Consider the following 16,673-nt stretch of genomic DNA (forward strand, 5'->3'; position numbering starts at 1 on the left):
TGTGCCGCGCCATCCATGGCGCCCACCCGCATCTTCAGCGCCTTGAAGCCGCCCCTGGCGACGTAGGATCTCAATTGCTCGCCGATGGCATCGGCGGAGGCCCAGCCGCCGGAGGCATAGGCCTGCATGCGATCGGCCTTGCGGCCGCCGAGCAATCGCCAGACCGGCTGGCCCAGGGACTTGCCAAGGATGTCCCAGAGCGCGATGTCGACGGCGCTGATGGCGGCGATGCTCATGCCGCGCCGCGCCAGTTGCGGCATGGCGTGGCCGGCATGGGCGGCGCTCTCATGGCGTACGCCGTTGTAGAGCATCTCCCAGATGACGCCGATATCGGCCGGATCGCGGCCGATCAATTGCGGGCCGACCTCGTGGTTCAGCATGTGGACGAGAGCGCCGTAGCTGCCGGCGCTGCCAGCTGCATTCTTGCCTTCGCCCCAGCCGACCAGCCCGTCATCGGTTTCGATGCGCAGGATGGCGGCGTCGAAGGTCGTCACCTGGCCGAAGTCGCTACGATGCTGCTTCGCGGCTTCGATCGGCACGCGGACCCACCAGGCCTGGACTGTCTTGATGCGCATTTTGTTCCCCTGCCCGCCGCCGGTAGGGCGGAAGGGCAAATTCCAGGCGTCGACTACTTGATCAGCGGCAACAGCGTTTCGGCGGTGATGCGCATCTGGTCGGTGTAGAATTTCTCGGTGAGCACGCTGGAGCCGTGGTCCTGGATGAACTTCAGCTGCTCGGGCGAGATATCGACCGGGTGGCGCTCGACCATTTCGGGATAGGGTGCCGCCGGCGTGCGGTCGACCGGGGCGACGAACTCATTGGTCAGCGCGCCGTCATAACCGACTTCCTTCAAGGTCGCGACGATCCTTGGCCAGTCGATCTGGCCGAGCCCGGCGGCGAAGCGATTGTTGTCGGCGACATGGAAGTCGAACAGGCGCTTTCCGACCTGCCGGATGGCGTCATGGACGTTAAATTCCTCCATGTGGATATGATAGGCGTCAAGGCAGACGCCGCATTCGGGACTGACGGCATCGGCCAGCGCCAGCGCCTGGGCGCCGCGATTGAACAGATAGGTTTCGAAGCGGTTGAGCGGTTCGACAGCGATCTTGACGCCGACCTTCTTGGCGTGGGTGAAACATTCGCGGGTCGCATCGACGACCCACTTCCACTCCTCCTCCTCGGTGCCGTCCGGCACCACCTTGCCAACGGTAGCCGGAACCAGCGTGATGATCTCGCCGTCGAGTTCGCTGACCATCGTCAGCACGTCCTTGACGTATTGCACGGAGCGCTCACGCTGGCCCTGGTTCCTGGCGGCAAGGTTACGTTCACCCAGCATCAAGGTGACCGCGCCCCAGCAGCGGATGCCATGCTCCTTCAGCAGCGCCCGTGTCTCCTTGGTCTTGTACTGCGCGGGCTCGCCGGAAATCTCGATCGACTCATAGCCGAATTTCTTGATGCGCTTGAGCGTCGTCTCAAGCGGTTCCGCGCGCATCCAGTTGTGCGTCGAAAGATGCATGGCCTGTCCTTCCCAGATTCGTCCGTATGGTTTGCCTGCGACATGCATCGCCGAAAGACGACGCAAGGGTTCCTCCCAAGGCATCCCCAGACTTTTCCTGCAAACTGGTTCGACCAATTGGGCCTGAAAAGAGGTCTACAGCAAATTCCTCGAGACGGCAACAACTGTGGTGGCGCAACTCTTGGGGTGGATTAGTTTGTTGATTACATTGCGATATGTGCCGTTATTTTGCGCGCCCGGAGCGCTTTTTCGGCGCATTCCGAGACTTGACCAAATTGCCTTATTTGGTCATACCAGAATGGCATTGTCGGCAGAGCGCCCGACGCGAAAAGACCAAGGTGACTGGCCCTGCTTTCATCAGGCGCTATGCTTGGTCGTGACAAAACGAGGAGGATGCCGATGCCGACGACAATGAAGGGCCCTGGACTGTTTCTGGCGCAGTTCGCGGGCGATGCCGCACCGTTCAATTCGCTGGCGTCGATCACCAAATGGGCTGCCGGTCTCGGCTACAAGGGCGTGCAGATCCCAACCTGGGACGCGCGCCTGTTCGACCTCGAGAAGGCGGCGTCCTCCAAGGCCTATTGCGACGAGGTGAAGGGCACCTGCACTGACGCCGGCGTCGAGATCACCGAACTGTCGACGCATCTGCAGGGGCAATTGGTGGCAGTACATCCGGCCTATGACGCGCAGATGGATGGATTCGCGCCAGCTTCGGTGCACAACAACCCGCAGGCGCGGCAGAAATGGGCCGTCGAACAGATGAAGTTCGGCGCCAAGGCGTCGCGCAATCTCGGGCTGAATGCATCGGTGTCGTTCACCGGCTCGCTGGCTTTCCCATACCTTTATCCCTTTCCGCAGCGGCCCGCCGGACTGATCGAGGAAGCCTTCGGCGAACTCGGCAAGCGCTGGAAGCCGATCCTCGACGTCTATGAGGACAATGGTGTCGATGTCGGCTACGAAATTCATCCTTCAGAGGACGTGTTCGACGGGGCGACCTTCGAGATGTTCCTCGACGCGGTCGGTGGCCACAAGCGCTGCAACATCAATTACGACCCTTCGCATTTCCTGCTGCAGCAGCTCGACTATCTCGAATTCATCGACATCTATCACGAGCGGATCAAGGCCTTCCACGTCAAGGACGCCGAGTTCAATCCGACCGGACGGCAGGGCGTGTACTCCGGTTACCAGAGCTGGACGAACCGCGCAGGCCGTTTCCGTTCGCTCGGTGACGGGCAGGTGGATTTCGGCGGCATCTTCTCCAAGCTGACGCAGTACGATTACGATTCCTGGGCGGTGCTGGAATGGGAATGCTGCCTGAAGCATCCGGAGGACGGCGCGGCCGAAGGGGCACCCTTCATCCAGCACCACATCATCCGGGTGACGGAGAAGGCATTCGACGATTTCGCCGCCGGCACCACGGACAAGAAGCTGCTGCGCGCCATGATGGGAATTTGACACGGCTTTCGCTTCCCCTCGGCGGAGGGGAATCTCACACGAGGGAGAAAAACATGGTTGCTGCATCGAAGTCGGAAACGGGAGGCGGCCCGATCCGCTACGGCATGGTTGGCGGCGGGCAGGGCGCTTTCATCGGCGCCGTGCACCGCATCGCGGCGCGCATGGACAATGATTTCGTGCTGGTCGCCGGCGCCCTGTCGTCCGACCCGGCGCGTGCGAAAGCCTCGGCCGCCGAACTCGGGCTCGATCCCTCACGCAGCTATGCGTCCTACGCCGAAATGGCCAAGGCCGAGGCGAAGCGCCCGGATGGCATCGAGGCGGTGGCTATCGTCACCCCCAACAACGTGCATGTGCCGGCAGCCAAGGCTTTCCTGGAGGCAGGCATCCACGTGATCTGCGACAAGCCGCTGGCCACGACACTGGCCGAAGCCAAGAAGCTCGCAGCGATAGTCGAGAAGACCGGCAAGGTGTTCGTGCTCACCCACAACTACACCGCCTACCCGATGGTGCGGCAGGCCCGCGAAATGGTGGCAAAGGGCGTGCTCGGCGACATCCGCATCGTGCAGTCGGAATATCCGCAGGACTGGCTGACCGAGGACCTCGCCGCCACCGGCCAGAAGCAGGCGTCGTGGCGGGGCGACCCCAAGCAGGCGGGTGCCGGCGGCGCGCTCGGCGATATCGGCACCCATGCCTACAACCTCGCCCGCTTCGTCTCCGGGCTCGAGCTCGATACCCTGTCGGCCGATCTCGATGCCTTCGTGCCGGGCCGGCTGCTCGACGACAATGTCAATGTCATGCTGCGTTTCAAACCGACGGGAAAAACGCATCCGGCAAAAGGCATGATTTGGGCAAGCCAGGTGGCGCCTGGTCATGAGAACGGCCTGAAGCTGCGCATCTACGGTTCGAAGGGCGGGCTGGAATGGGTGCAGGCCGACCCCAACTATCTCTGGTACACGCCGTTCGGCCAGCCGAAACAATTGATCACTCGCAACGGCGCCGGCGCGCTGCCGGTGGCCGGCCGTGTCAGCCGCGTTCCGTCAGGCCATCCCGAGGGTTATCTCGAAGGCTTCGCCAATATTTACCAGGAGGCGGCACGCGCCATCCGCGCGGCACGCAAGAAGGGCAAGCCGGCAAAGGATGTCGTCTTCCCGACCATTCAGGACGGCGTCGAAGGCATGGCTTTCATCGAGGCCTGTGTGAAGTCGTCGAAGAAGAATGGGGCGTGGACCAAGCTGTAAGAGGCGCCTGGCCAGCGGAAAATGGGGGAGGGCGTCGATGAAAATCGGCATGTGCATGTTCTTGTGGACGACGGCGGTGTCGAAGAAGCACGAGCCATTGCTTCGCGACATCAAGGCAACCGGCTTTGACGGTGTCGAAATCCCGATCTTCGCCGGCATGCCGGACGACTACAGGAAACTGGGCGAGCTGCTGGACCGGATCGGGCTGGAGCGGACCGCAGTCTCGGCGATGGGCGATCCGGCGATGAACCTGATCGCGGCCGATGCGGCAACGCGCAAGGCCGGTGTCGATTACATGAAATGGGCCATCGATTGCGCCGATGCGCTTGGCGCCAGCACGCTGAGCGGACCGCTGCATTCGATCCTTGGCGCCTTTTCCGGGTCCGGACCGACTGCCGCCGAGAAGAAGCGCTCGGTCGCCTCGCAACGCGCCATCGGCGACCATGCCGCCAAGCGCAACGTCATCATCGGGCTCGAGGCGCTGAACCGCTTCGAATGCTATCTCCTCAACACGATGACCGACCTGTCTGAGCACATCGACGCCATCGACCGGCCGCACATCAAGGCGATGTACGACACTTTCCACGCCAATATCGAGGAGGCCGACCCAATCGGCGCCTATACGAAGCACCGCAGGAACGTCGTGCATATCCACATATCGGAGAACGATCGCGGCGTGCCGGGGCGCGGCAACATCCCGTGGAAAGAAACCTTCGCGGCGATCCGCAAGAGCGGCTACGACGACTGGCTGACCATCGAGGCGTTCGGCCGCTCGCTGAAGGAATTGGCGGCTGCGACCAAGGTGTGGCGCGATTTTTCCGAAACGCCGGAAGCGGTGTACCGGGAGGGGTACAAGCATATCAAGAACGGGTGGAAGAAGGCGGCTTAGGAAGCCGATAACGTTGCGTCGGCGATCCTTCGCGCCCCCCTCTGTCCTGCCGGACATCTCCACACGAGGGGGGAGATTGGCAGCTTCGCGGCCGTCGCTTTCCTGCAACGATGGTGATTGGCGAAAGCAGGGATCACATCCAATCTCCCCCCAAGTGGGGGAGATGTCCGGCAGGACAGAGGGGGGCGCTGTCCCTCCGGCCTCTCGCCTCAGGACGAATCAACCCTGCTTGGCCTGGATCCTGTTGTAGTCGTGAATCGTCCGGCTCAGCCTACGGCGCAGGAAGTTGGATATGTTGTCGAAGATGAAGACGACGAGCAGGATCAGCAGCACCATGTAGAAGACGTTGGCCCAGTTGGAGTTGGTGCGCATCGCTTCCCACAGTTTCAGGCCGATGCCGCCGGCGCCGACGGCGCCGATGATGGTGGCGCCGCGGGTGTTGGATTCCCACTGGTAGAGCGTCTGGCTGATGAAGACCGGGATCACTTCGGGCATAACGCCGTAGCGCTGCACCAGGAGGCCGTTGGCGCCGGTCGAAAGCACCCCTTCACGTGGCTTGTCGTCGATGTTCTCCAGACCTTCCGAATAGACTTTGCCGAGGGTGCCGATCTCGGTGAAGAAAATCGCGGCACTTCCCGCCAGCGGGCCGGGGCCGAAGGCGCGGGTGAAGAACAGCGCCCAGATCAGCATATCGACCGAGCGCATGAAGTCGAAGAAGCGCTTGAGCACCTGGCTGAGCACGCCGCTCGGCGTGATGTTGCGCGCCGCGAAGAAGGCCAGCGGGAAGGCGACGATGCCACCGAGCAGCGTACCGAGGAAAGCCATGACAATGGTCTGCAAGAGCTTCGTCCAGACATCGCCATGTTGCCACTGGGCGTTGTTCCAGATGTCGTCGCCGGCCAGCGCGAGGTTCGAGGTGCCTGGTTTCAGTTCTGGTCCCGACATGACCAGCGAGATCACCTCCCCCGCTGATTTGCCGAAGAAAGGCGAGCGTGTGTCGAAGACGAAGTTCGCCCAGCCGAGGAAGCGCTTGCGCACCTTGACGCGGTCGACGGTGACGCGCACCTCGCCGACAAAGCCCGTCTTGGCCACCACCTCGTCGTCATGCGCGGTGATCCAGTTCGGCACCGGACCCGTGATCACCGGCTTGCCGCTGGTCAGCGCCACCGGCACCGTCTGGCCATGAGCGACAATCGTCGCGTAGGTCTTGTCGAAGGTGACGGATTTGGCCTGGCCGTCGATCCGCACGGTGAAGGACCCGTCGGCATTCTTGATCACCCAATCCGGATTGGGATTGTCGCCCAGTGCCGAGAAACGCGGATATTTGGGTGTGATCTCCGGCTGGTCGAGACGGAATTCCGGTTGCAGATCGTAGCTGATCCATTGTGTCAGGAAGAGCGGGAGGCGCTCCCAGTGCGATTCCCGCAATACCTGCGGCAGGCTGAAGAACCACAAGGCATAGACCAGATAGAGGAGGGTGCCGGTAAACAGGAGCAGCGGACCGAAGCGCTTGTATGCCGGGCGCCGGAACACCTGCGGGTGGCGCGCCTCGATCGACAGCATCTCCTCGGCGGTCATGGTCGCCATGATTTACGCCCCCATCATAAAGGCTTGTTCGCCGACCAGCTTGCGACGAAGCCAGGCGGAAAACTGGTCGATGATGAAGATGGTCGTGAACAGCAGCAGCACCAGCGCCAGCGTCTTGGCGCCGAAGCCGCGCGAGATGGACAGCTTCAGTTCCTCGCCGATGCCGCCGCCGCCGACGGCACCGATGATCGTGGAGGCCCGCACGTTGATCTCGACCCGCAGCAGCGTATAGGACACGAAATTGGGCAACACCTGCGGCAGGTCGGCGAAGCGCACCCGCTCGAACCAGTTGGCGCCGACCGCCGTCAGGCCTTCCTCGGCACGCATGTCGATGTTCTCGTTGATCTCGTAGAACAGCTTGCCGAGTGCGCCGATCGAATGCAGGCCGATGGCGATGATGGCGGCGATCGGACCGGTCGAGACGATTGCCGCGAAGAGGCCGGCGATGACGATCTCGGGAAAGGCGCGCAGCAATTCCATGAAGCGCTTGACCACCAGCCTCAGTGCCGGATGAGGCGCCAGGTTGCGCGCGGCGATGAAGGAAAAAGGCACCGCGAAGATAAAGCCGATGAAGGTCGAAACCAGCGCCACGTTCACCGTGGTCAGCATCAGCTCGAAATATTCGGGGACGTAGAAACCGCCCCACACATAGACGCGACCAAGCGGGAAGTTGAATTCCTGGGTGCCGGTATCACGCGGCGAGGCGATGTCGAACAGCGCCCGCCAGACGTCGTTCCAGTCCCTCGGGGCCAGCCAGCTCAGGAAATCCAGTATGTGCGGCAGCCGGTCGAAGAAGTGCCCGGCATTGGCTTCGTCGGCGAACCACATGCTGGAGAGCATCGCGGCAAGCAGCAGTCCGACGCCGAGCACGGTATAGAGCCGGCGCAGCGACGTCTGGCGTCGCCAGGCATCGGCCGTCTGGTGGGTGGCGCCGGAGGCGGCTGTCACGGAAAGGGTCATGATCGGAGATGCAAAAAGGGCGGTATCTGAGATACCGCCCCTTTGCAATTTCGCCGTTAGCCGCCGATGGCTGCCTTACGGGCTTCGACGATGACGCTGTAGAAGTCCGGCTTCACCGGAACGTAGCCGGTGAAATCGCCGCCTTCGACGCCTTCGAAGCAAGCCTTGTCCTTCTTGGGCAGGTCGGTAAAGAAGGCGGTCAGCTTGGCGGTCATGTCGTCGCCGATCGCGGTGCGCACGACGAGCGGCCCGTTCGGGATCAGGCCCGAACGCCAGACTTCGACGAAATCGTTGGGGTCGACGGCGCCCTTGGCGACTTCCTTGTGGAAGGTGCCGGAGGTGTAGCCGTTCTTGAAGTCGCCTATACCCGAGGAATCGTCGACCGCGACATCGACCTTGCCGTCACGCACGGCCAGAACGTTGTTTTCGTGGCCGCCATTGAACTGGGTCGAGGCGAAGAAGGTTTCGTTCGAGGCGCCGGTGGTCTTCGGAATCTGGGTCAGCGGGATCAGGTAGCCGGAGGTCGAATCCGGGTCGGCATAGCCGAGCTTCTTGCCCTTGGCCGACTTGATGTCGGTGATCCCCGAGGTCTTCAGCGCCAGGCCGACGGAATAATAGCCGGTCGAGCCGTCGGTCTGCTTGGTGGTGAGGATCGGGGTAACCGCCTTCGGGTCCTTGAGATAGACGCTGGCATAGCCGGAAGCGCCGAGTTCGGCGAAGTCGAGCGTGCCGCCGAGCAGGCCCTGGATGACGCCGTCATAGTCGGCGGCCGGGAACAGCGAAACCTTCTCGAAGCCGAATTCCGTCTTCAGGTGATCGGCCAGGCACTGGTAGTTGCGCAGCCGGTCGGTTTCGTTTTCGCCGCCGAGAATGCCGACGCGAAATTCCTTCATATCGGCGGCGTGGGCCATGCTGGTGGCCATGGCGAGCACCGAAACGGCACCGAAAACCATCTTCCTGAACATTTGCTATCTCTCCTGTAGGTTCCGGCCTCGCGCCGGCAGCGTTCTTTATCTTGACAAGTGCCCTTGACGCGGGCGGACGATCCAGGCTGCTCGCTATGCCCGTAATGGGCTCAGTATCCCGGGAATGCGGGTTCGAGCGGTCCGGCGGATGCGGCGATCTTCTGCTTGAAGGCAACGCTGGTTGAGGTGATGACCTCCGATATCTCGCCGCCATTGCTGTCGGCGCCGTAGACTAGACGCACCGCTTCGCGGTTGAGCTCTTCGGGCGGCCCGTCGAAGACAACCTTGCCGGCGGCCATGCCGATGATGCGGTTGCAATAGGTGCGGGTGGTATCGAGCGTGTGCAGGTTGGTGACGACGGTGATGCCTTCGCGCAGATTGATGTCCTGCAGCGAATCCATCACCACCTTGGCGTTGAGCGGGTCGAGCGAGGCGATCGGCTCGTCGGCGAGGATCACCTTGGGCTGCTGCATCAGGGCACGGGCAATCGCGACGCGCTGCTGCTGACCGCCCGACAGGGTGCCGGCGGGTTGAAGTGCGGTACGGGCGATGTCGAGCCGCTCGAGCGCGGCGACCGCCTCGGCGCATTCGGCACGGGAGAACATGCCGAGAAGGTTGGACAGGGTCGAACGGTGGTTCAATTTGCCAAGCAGCACGTTGGTGAGCACATCGAGGCGCGGCACCAGGTTGAACTGCTGGAAGATCATGGCGCAGTCGCGCTGCCAACGCCGCAACGGCGACCCGCGAAGGCGGGAGACCTCGGCGCCGTCAAAAAAAATCGACCCCTGGCTGGGGTCGACAAGACGGTTGATCATGCGAAGAAGCGTCGACTTGCCTGCACCCGAACGACCGATGACGCCGACCATCTGCCCCTGCGGGATCGAGATGTTGACGTCGCTGACGGCGGTGTTCTTGCCAAATCGTCGGCTGACACCGCGAATTTCGAGCGTGGCAGAGCTTGCTGACATGGGCTGGTTCCAGTCCGGTCCATATTGATCGTCAGGCACTCGCCTAACGCAGCCACATGAACCTGCCGTGTCGCCAGCATGTCAGTTTTGTTACGCTCCACAGATATGACGGCCGACGTCCTGCCGGCGATCAGCCGAGCACCAGCAATTCCTCGAAATACTCCATGTCGCGGAATGCGCAGAAGGCGGGGGCCTTGATCTCGATCACCGGCGCCTGCCGCGCGAAAAGCGCCAGGCAATCGTCGAACAGCGTCTGCCATGCGGCGGCCCTGTCGTCGGCAAGACGCTGGATCTGATAAGCGAAGGTGATGTGAAAGACGTAATTGTCGTGATCGGGGTGCCGGTAGCCGAACGGCACGGCCAGCGCATCGCGCCATGCACGCATGATCCGCACATCCTCGTCGGTCGCGCCGGCAACGGTGAGCCCGGTCGGCACGATCTCGAGCACCTTGATGTTGAACGGACCGGCGCCCTGGAAACCCTTCAGGCGCTCCAGATAGAGGCGGGTCATGGCGTCGATGCCGGTGTCGAGCGACATGTCCCGTGGCCAGTAAGGCAACCGGCGGCGATATTCGATGATGCCCTGGAAGAGTGTCATGTGCAGGCTGGAGACAGGCGTGAAGGCAAGGCGGTCGGCGTCCGGCATTGCCATCATCCGATCGCGCACAGCGAGCACCACGGCTTCGGATGGCGAGCCGCTGACCAGATGGCTGACGACCGTGTTGCCGGGCTCGAGGAGAAAGTTGCCTGACGCGTCGTAGCGCGTGCCGAGATGCGCCGGCGGCGTCGGATTGGAGCCGGCAAAGAATCCGGCGAGCGAGGGTCTGACGGTGTCGAGCATGGCGATCTCCTTGGAACACCCGCGTCCTCCCCCGGTGATGTGTCAAGGATATGAAACAGAGTCGCTCATGACGTCGATGTGAGGGCTATATCTCCTTGCCTGCAACAATTGCGAACGGAAAACCGGTTCCCACTTTTTCTGGAACTGCTCTATCCCTCGTATTTCTCCAGGAATGCCTCGGCCGACAGTTCGCGGAAATCATCGAGCGAGGCACGCAGTCTGGCATGGTCCCAGTCCCACCAGGCAAGCGCCTGGTAGCGCTCGGCGGTGCGGCGGTCGAAGCGCTCGCGGATCGGTTTGGCCGGCACGCCGGCGACGATGGTGTAGGGCGCGACGTCCTTCGAGACGACCGCGCCAGCGCCGACCGCAGCACCATCGCCAGCGGTGACGCCGGGCAGGACGGTCGAGCCGTGGCCGAGCCAGGTGTCGTGGCCGATGGTGACGCGTTTGGCGCGGCGCTGGGCGAAGAATTCGCTCTCGTGCTCGGCGTCGTCCCAATAGTCGGAGGCACGGTAGGTGAAATGGTGCAGCGTCGGCCGCCATGTCGGGTGGTTGGTGGCGTTGAGGCGCACGCTGGCCGCGATGTTGGCGAACTTGCCGATCGTTGCGCACCAGACGGCGCAGTCCTGCATCATGTAGGAATAGTCGCCGAGTTCGCTTTCCGAAACCCGGCTGCGGTCGGCGATCTCGGTCCAGCGGCCGAGCGTCGAGTTGTGTACCTCCGCTGTCGGGTGGATCAGCGGCGTCTCCGACAATTTCCTGGTCATGCGGCGAGTTTTCCCGGAGCGAAGGCGGTGACGTCGATGACGCGGTCGGCCACCGCCTCGCGCACTTCGTGGTCATGGAAGATGCCAAGCAAGGCGACGCCCGCCGCCTTCTTGGCGGCGATAAGTTCGATCACCACGTCGCGATTGGTTGCGTCGAGCGATGCGGTCGGCTCGTCGAGCAGCAGGATCGGATGTTCGGTGATGAAACCGCGCGCGATGTTGACGCGCTGCTGCTCGCCGCCCGAGAAGGTTGCCGGCGGCAGCATCCAGAGTTTTTCCGGCAGGTTGAGCTGGGCCAGCAAGGAGCGTGCCTTGGCCCGGGCCGCCTCGCGCTCCTCGCCGCGTTCAACCAGTGGTTCGGCGACGACATCGAGAGCCGAGACGCGCGGCACGGTGCGCAGGAATTGGCTGACATAGCCGATCGTTTGCCGGCGCACGGCAAGCACGGTGCGTGGGCTGGCATGGGCGAGATCGATCAACCCATCCTCGTGCGTGACGATGATCTGGCCTTCGTCGACGGCGTAGTTGCCGTAGAGCATCTTCAGGATCGAGCTTTTGCCGGCACCGGACGGACCGCCGAGCACGGTGCATTCTCCGGCCTTGATCGAGAACGAGACACCCGCGACGACGGGCAATTTGATGCCGTCGCGCAGATGCATGGTGAAGCTTTTGGCGACATCGGAGACAACGAGAGGCGTCGGCATCAGAAATTTCTCCAATCGTCAATCGTCGGCGGGCGTACACGAGCCATCATCACACCTGCAAAATCGAGGAAACGAGCAATTGCGTGTACGGCGCGCGCGGGTCGTCGAGGACGCGGTCGGTGAGGCCGCTTTCGACGACGCGGCCGTCCTTCATCACCATCATGCGCTGTGACAGAAGCCGCGCCACGGCGAGGTCGTGGGTGACGACGATCGCGGCAAGGCCAAGGTCGGTGACCAGGCCGCGCAACAGGTCGAGCAGGCGCGCCTGCACGGAAACGTCGAGGCCGCCGGTCGGCTCATCCATGAACACCAGCCGTGGCCCGGTGACGAGATTGCGGGCGATCTGCAGGCGCTGGCGCATGCCGCCGGAAAAGGCGCGGGGTTCGTCGTCGATGCGGTCTTCCTCGATCTCGACGCGCGACAGCCAGTCGACCGCCGTGGCGCGGATCTTGCCGTAATGGCGGTCGCCGACCGCCATCAGACGCTCGCCGACATTGGCGCCGGCAGACACGGTCATGCGCAGGCCATCAGCCGGGTTCTGGTGGACAAAGCCCCAGTCGGTGCGCATCAGGAAACGGCGCTCGGCCTCGCTCATGCGGTAGAGCTCGCGAAACTGGCCGTCGCGCATGCGGTAGCTGGCGGTGCCGGAGGAGGGCAGCAGCCGCGTCGACAGGCAGTTGAGCAGCGTCGTCTTGCCGGAACCGGATTCACCGACGACAGCCAGGACTTCGCCCGGCCACAGGTCGAAGCTGACGTTGTCGCAGCCGACCCGCGAACCGTAGAACTTGGAGAGCGCCGAGACGCGCAGCAGCGGTTCGTCGGTCATTGCGCCGGCTCCAAGTTTTCTGGGGCAAGATGGGTTTCGGGAGCAAGGTGACCGCGATGGCCCTCTTCACGCCGCTTCCCGCAGTAATCGGTGTCCGAGCAGACGAACATGTGGCCGCCATGGTCGTCGAGGATGACCTCGTCGAGATAGACATTCTCGGCCGCGCACAGCGCGCAGGGCTGGTCGAAAGTCTGCACCTCGAACGGATGATCCTCGAAGTCGAGGCTCACCACATCGGTGAAGGGCGGCACCGCGTAGATGCGCTTTTCGCGGCCGGCGCCGAACAGCTGCAAGGCCGGCGAGCGGTGCATCTTGGGATTGTCGAATTTCGGCGTCGGCGACGGGTCCATCACATAGCGGCCCTCGACCTTGACCGGATAGGCATAGGTGGTGGCGATGCGGCCGTGCTTGGCGATGTCCTCATAGAGCTTCACATGCATGAGGCCGTATTCCTCCAGCGCATGCATTTTCCGCGTTTCGGTCTCGCGCGGCTCGAGGAAGCGCAGCGGTTCGGGGATCGGCACCTGGTAGACCAGCACCTGGCCGGCGGTGAGCGGATGCTCCGGAATGCGGTGGCGGGTCTGGATGATGCGGGCGGTGGCGGTATCGGTGGTCACCGCGACATTGGCTACTTTCTTGAAGAAGGCGCGGATCGATACGGCATTGGTGGTGTCGTCGGCACCCTGGTCGATGACCTTCAGCACGTCGTCGGGGCCGATGATCGAGGCGGTAACCTGGACGCCGCCGGTGCCCCAGCCATAAGGCATCGGCATTTCGCGCGAGGCGAACGGCACCTGGTAGCCGGGAATGGCGATGCCCTTGAGGATCGCGCGGCGGATCATCCGCTTTGTCTGCTCGTCGAGATAGGCGAAGTTGTAGGTGGCGATGTCGGTGGATTGCGCGGTCATTCCGCTGCCTCCTTCTTTTCTTCCGCCTTTGCTGGATTTTCGCGGGCCTCATATTCGGCGCGCATACGGCGCACGAGGTCGAGCTCGGCCTGGAAATCGACATAGTGCGGTAGCTTCAGGTGCTCGACGAAGCCGGTGGCCTGGACATTGTCCGAGTGCGAGATGACGAACTCCTCGTCCTGCGCGGCGGCAACGACGTCCTCACCGAGTTCGGAGGCGCGCAGCGCCCGGTCGCAGAGCGCCATGGCCATCGCCTTGCGCTCGCTCTGGCCGAAGACGAGACCGTAGCCGCGGGTGAATTGCGGCGGCGCCTTGGCCGAGCCCTTGAACTGGTTGACCATCTGGCATTCGGTGACGCGCACCGTGCCGAGCGGCACCGCGAACGGCAGTTCGGGAACGTCGAGTTCCAGCTCGACCTCGCCGATGCGGATCTCGCCGACGAACGGATGGTTGCGGGCATAGCCGCGCTGCGTTGAATAGCCGAGCGCCAGCAGAAAACCCTCGTCGCCGCGCGATAGCGCCTGCAGGCGGATGTCACGTGCCATCGGGAATTCCAGCGGTTCGCGGGTGATGTCGCCGGGAACATGGTCCTGCGGCATGTCGCCATCGGGTTCGATCAGGCCTTCGCGGGCGAGGATGGCCGAGACACGCGGCATGGGCTCGGCCTGGCCGGCGCGCTGCACCGGTTCGGCGACGCCTGCGCCGGCGGCAAGCTCCGGGTCGAGCAGGCGGTGCGTATAGTCGAAGGTCGGACCAAGCAGCTGGCCGCCAGGCAGATCCTTGTAGGTCGCCGAGACGCGCCGTTCGACCAGCATCGCGCTGGTGTCGATCGGGCTGGTGTAACCGAAGCGCGGCAATGTCGTGCGATAGGCGCGCACCAGAAAGATCGCCTCGATCATGTCGCCGCGCGCCTGGGCGATGGCGAGTGCCGCCAGCTCACGGTCATAGAGCGAGCCTTCGCTCATCACCCTGTCGACGCCGAGCGCCAGCTGTTCGACGATCTGGTCGAGGCGCAGCGCCGGCACCGACCGGTCGCCACGCCGGCGGTCGGCAAGCAGGCTGTGAGCGTTGGCAATTGCGGCTTCGCCACCTTTTACCGCGACATACATCTTCAAGCCTCCATCGTCTTGATGCGCGTCGTGCGCGGCAGGCAGGCTATGCCGTCCGATGTGGCGAGGATGATGTCGACGCCGCGCGGAAAGCGCTTGTTGTTTTGCTTCCACTGCTCGACGAAGTGACGCGGCATCTGCGCCGGCGCGATCGCGGCGCTGGTTTCGATGCCGGGGCCTTCGAGCAACAGCGGGGACCCTGAAGCGAGGTCCCCGACCTGCAGGATCAGCGTCGTCGATCGGTCGGGATAATCCTGCGTGCCCTGCGAAAAACCGTCGAGCGCCATCATCTCGGCCGGTGTGGCAATGAAGGCGAAGTGCGCGTCGGCCGGCGTGTTGGCCAGCGGCGCACCGGTGTGGAAGCCAAGCCAGGAGCCGATCGCCGCGGAGGCATGCAGGGCCGGGTCGAGCCAGAGCGGCGTGTCGTTGTCGCACAGCGCCAGGGCTATAGCGCCCGAGGTTGCCGAAAGCGGCGCCGGCGGGCGGGCCAAGGTCGGCAAGGGCTGGACGCTGCCCGGCCGCGCCATGGCATCCATGACGGCCCGAAACACGGTCTGGGCGTTGAAGACCGGATCGGCGAAACCGCCCTCGATCGATTGTGCCGCGATATCCATCAATCTTCTCCGCGAACCATGGTGAAGAAATCCACTTTCGTCGCCGCCGTCTCGGCGCGGCGTTTCTCGTGGGCAGTGGTCAGAGCCGAGCGCAAGGGCGCAATGAGCCTGGTCTCGACCTCGGTGCGGTGGGCAGGATCCTGCCAGAGCGCGTCGGCGATGGCTGCCAGCTTCGCCTTCTGCTTGTCGCGGCCAAGCGCGTAGCAATGGCCGACCTGCCCGGATGGCAGCCGGACGGTGGCACGCGTGACGGTCGCCTCCCCCACATTGAAGGGCGCGCCGCCGCCGCCGATGCGGCCACGCAGCGTGACCAGGCCGGTCTCGGGGCCGCGCAGCAGCTCGGCTTGCGAAGGCAGGCCGGCCTCGTTCCAGAGCCGCGCGATGTCGTCGCCGCTCGATTGCGCCAAGGTGGCCATGGCAGCCTTGCGCTCGGCCTGGTCGCGGGCTTCCTGTCCTCGCATCGCCAACTTTCCTCTTCGTTAAATTTGTCTATTGATATAGACAACTATACAAATTATACATATTACCTAGCGCGAGTCCATGACGGGTGCGTGACAGGCCGGGAGGCAAAAACATGACCGGGCAAGCGGCCGATACCATCGAGCGGCGCAGCGGCGTCTCACTTTGGCGCCAGATCGCCGACAGGATCCTGCAAGCGATTGCCATTGGCGATTTCGCCGAAAATGCCGCGCTGCCGCCCGAGGTCGCGCTGGCGGAGCGTTATGGCGTCAACCGTCACACCGTGCGCAGCGCCATATCGGCCCTCGTACAGGAGGGCGTATTGCGGGCCGAACAGGGGCGCGGCACGTTCGTCTTGTCGCGCAAGCGGCTGTCCTATCCGATCGGCGCGCGCACGCGCTTCTCTGCGGGGCTGCAGGGGCAGACCTCGGAACGGCACATCGTGCTGCTTGCTTTCTCGGTCGAGCCTGCCAGCCAGCGCGTTGCCGAGGGGCTTGGCCTTGCCCGGGGTGCCGAGGTAATCCGGCTGGAAACGCGCGGCGAGGCCGACGGACGGCCGGTGTCGCGCGCTGCCGCATGGTTCGAGGCGAAGCGCTTTGCCGGCATCGACAAGGCGATGGCGCAAACCGGTTCGATCACCGCGTCGCTCGCTCGTTTCGGTATCGACGACTATCTCAGGCAATCGACCGTGCTGTCCGCGCGCCATGCGGACGCCGCCGATCTCGCCGATCTCGATCTGCAGCCGGGCGCCATCGTGCTGGTGACAGTGGCGGTCAACGTCACGCCCGACGGCCAGCCAATCCAGTTTTCCGAATCGCGTTTTCCGGCCGAGCGTGTGGAGCTGAAGCTCTCGGCGCTATAGCGCCC

At 63.6% G+C, this 16,673-nt stretch carries 17 protein-coding genes and 1 pseudogene; 4 read left to right on the forward strand and 14 right to left on the reverse strand.

Annotated features, from left to right (window positions below; translation table 11 throughout):
• A pseudogene (locus O7A61_RS18585) lies at positions 1-575 on the reverse strand (mandelate racemase/muconate lactonizing enzyme family protein); the annotation flags it as partial.
• Between the two features lie 53 nt (positions 576-628).
• On the reverse strand, positions 629-1,516 hold the full coding sequence (locus O7A61_RS18590) for a sugar phosphate isomerase/epimerase family protein (RefSeq protein ID WP_027144650.1): 888 nt from the start codon (positions 1,514-1,516) through the stop codon (positions 629-631).
• Between the two features lie 399 nt (positions 1,517-1,915).
• On the opposite strand from O7A61_RS18590, the gene O7A61_RS18595 reads away from it, so the two are divergent.
• Genes O7A61_RS18595 through O7A61_RS18605 form a run of 3 tightly spaced genes read left to right on the forward strand, consistent with a single transcriptional unit; the run spans position 1,916 to position 5,098 of the window.
• Positions 1,916-2,971, forward strand: a complete 1,056-nt coding sequence (locus O7A61_RS18595) for a sugar phosphate isomerase/epimerase family protein (RefSeq protein ID WP_140503087.1) — start codon at positions 1,916-1,918, stop codon at positions 2,969-2,971.
• A gap of 53 nt (positions 2,972-3,024) precedes the next feature.
• Positions 3,025-4,209, forward strand: a complete 1,185-nt coding sequence (locus O7A61_RS18600) for a Gfo/Idh/MocA family protein (RefSeq protein WP_337131049.1) — start codon at positions 3,025-3,027, stop codon at positions 4,207-4,209.
• Between the two features lie 37 nt (positions 4,210-4,246).
• Positions 4,247-5,098: a sugar phosphate isomerase/epimerase family protein gene (locus O7A61_RS18605; RefSeq protein WP_337131050.1), complete on the forward strand. Its 852-nt coding sequence runs from the start codon at positions 4,247-4,249 to the stop codon at positions 5,096-5,098.
• A gap of 219 nt (positions 5,099-5,317) precedes the next feature.
• Here O7A61_RS18605 and phnE (O7A61_RS18610) read toward each other — a convergent pair whose 3' ends face one another.
• The 12 genes from phnE (O7A61_RS18610) to phnG all read right to left on the reverse strand — a co-directional run bounded on the left by phnE (O7A61_RS18610) (position 5,318) and on the right by phnG (position 15,808).
• On the reverse strand, positions 5,318-6,685 hold the full coding sequence (phnE, locus tag O7A61_RS18610; RefSeq protein WP_337131051.1) for a phosphonate ABC transporter, permease protein PhnE: 1,368 nt from the start codon (positions 6,683-6,685) through the stop codon (positions 5,318-5,320).
• Between the two features lie 3 nt (positions 6,686-6,688).
• Positions 6,689-7,645: a phosphonate ABC transporter, permease protein PhnE gene (gene phnE / locus O7A61_RS18615; protein ID WP_337131052.1), complete on the reverse strand. Its 957-nt coding sequence runs from the start codon at positions 7,643-7,645 to the stop codon at positions 6,689-6,691.
• A 56-nt stretch (positions 7,646-7,701) separates the two neighbouring features.
• Positions 7,702-8,610, reverse strand: coding sequence for a phosphonate ABC transporter substrate-binding protein (gene phnD / locus O7A61_RS18620; protein ID WP_337131053.1), 909 nt, complete (start codon positions 8,608-8,610; stop codon positions 7,702-7,704).
• Between the two features lie 110 nt (positions 8,611-8,720).
• Positions 8,721-9,578 (reverse strand): phosphonate ABC transporter ATP-binding protein, encoded by an 858-nt coding sequence (gene phnC / locus O7A61_RS18625; protein ID WP_337131054.1) that lies wholly within the window; start codon positions 9,576-9,578, stop codon positions 8,721-8,723.
• 130 nt (positions 9,579-9,708) lie between these two features.
• Positions 9,709-10,419 carry a DUF1868 domain-containing protein gene (locus O7A61_RS18630; protein ID WP_337131055.1) on the reverse strand — a complete coding sequence of 237 codons (711 nt, stop codon included), beginning with the start codon at positions 10,417-10,419 and terminating at the stop codon, positions 9,709-9,711.
• A 149-nt stretch (positions 10,420-10,568) separates the two neighbouring features.
• Complete coding sequence (locus O7A61_RS18635; RefSeq protein WP_337131056.1) at positions 10,569-11,186, reverse strand: acetyltransferase; 618 nt, start codon at positions 11,184-11,186, stop codon at positions 10,569-10,571.
• Complete coding sequence (phnL, locus tag O7A61_RS18640; RefSeq protein WP_337131057.1) at positions 11,183-11,890, reverse strand: phosphonate C-P lyase system protein PhnL; 708 nt, start codon at positions 11,888-11,890, stop codon at positions 11,183-11,185. Before phnL ends, O7A61_RS18635 begins: the two co-directional genes overlap by 4 nt.
• Positions 11,891-11,939: 49 nt before the next feature.
• Complete coding sequence (gene phnK, locus O7A61_RS18645; protein WP_015315654.1) at positions 11,940-12,716, reverse strand: phosphonate C-P lyase system protein PhnK; 777 nt, start codon at positions 12,714-12,716, stop codon at positions 11,940-11,942.
• On the reverse strand, positions 12,713-13,624 hold the full coding sequence (locus O7A61_RS18650; protein WP_337131058.1) for an alpha-D-ribose 1-methylphosphonate 5-phosphate C-P-lyase PhnJ: 912 nt from the start codon (positions 13,622-13,624) through the stop codon (positions 12,713-12,715). The genes phnK and O7A61_RS18650 overlap by 4 nt, the downstream gene beginning before the upstream one ends.
• The gene (locus O7A61_RS18655) at positions 13,621-14,733 is read right to left on the reverse strand and encodes a carbon-phosphorus lyase complex subunit PhnI (RefSeq protein ID WP_337131059.1); all 1,113 of its coding nucleotides are present in this window, start codon (positions 14,731-14,733) and stop codon (positions 13,621-13,623) included. The genes O7A61_RS18650 and O7A61_RS18655 overlap by 4 nt, the downstream gene beginning before the upstream one ends.
• A 2-nt stretch (positions 14,734-14,735) precedes the next feature.
• Positions 14,736-15,347 carry a phosphonate C-P lyase system protein PhnH gene (phnH, locus tag O7A61_RS18660; protein WP_337131060.1) on the reverse strand — a complete coding sequence of 204 codons (612 nt, stop codon included), beginning with the start codon at positions 15,345-15,347 and terminating at the stop codon, positions 14,736-14,738.
• Complete coding sequence (phnG, locus tag O7A61_RS18665) at positions 15,347-15,808, reverse strand: phosphonate C-P lyase system protein PhnG (protein ID WP_337131061.1); 462 nt, start codon at positions 15,806-15,808, stop codon at positions 15,347-15,349. The genes phnH and phnG overlap by 1 nt, the downstream gene beginning before the upstream one ends.
• Positions 15,809-15,921: 113 nt before the next feature.
• Between phnG and phnF the strand changes: the two genes are divergently transcribed.
• A complete protein-coding gene (gene phnF / locus O7A61_RS18670; RefSeq protein WP_140745141.1) occupies positions 15,922-16,668 on the forward strand; it encodes a phosphonate metabolism transcriptional regulator PhnF in 747 nt (248 codons plus the stop codon).
• The last annotated feature ends 5 nt before the right edge of the window (positions 16,669-16,673 follow it).

Origin of the sequence: Mesorhizobium sp. Cs1321R2N1 (genome assembly GCF_037179725.1) — a bacterium.
GTDB classification, from domain to species: domain Bacteria; phylum Pseudomonadota; class Alphaproteobacteria; order Rhizobiales; family Rhizobiaceae; genus Mesorhizobium; species Mesorhizobium salmacidum.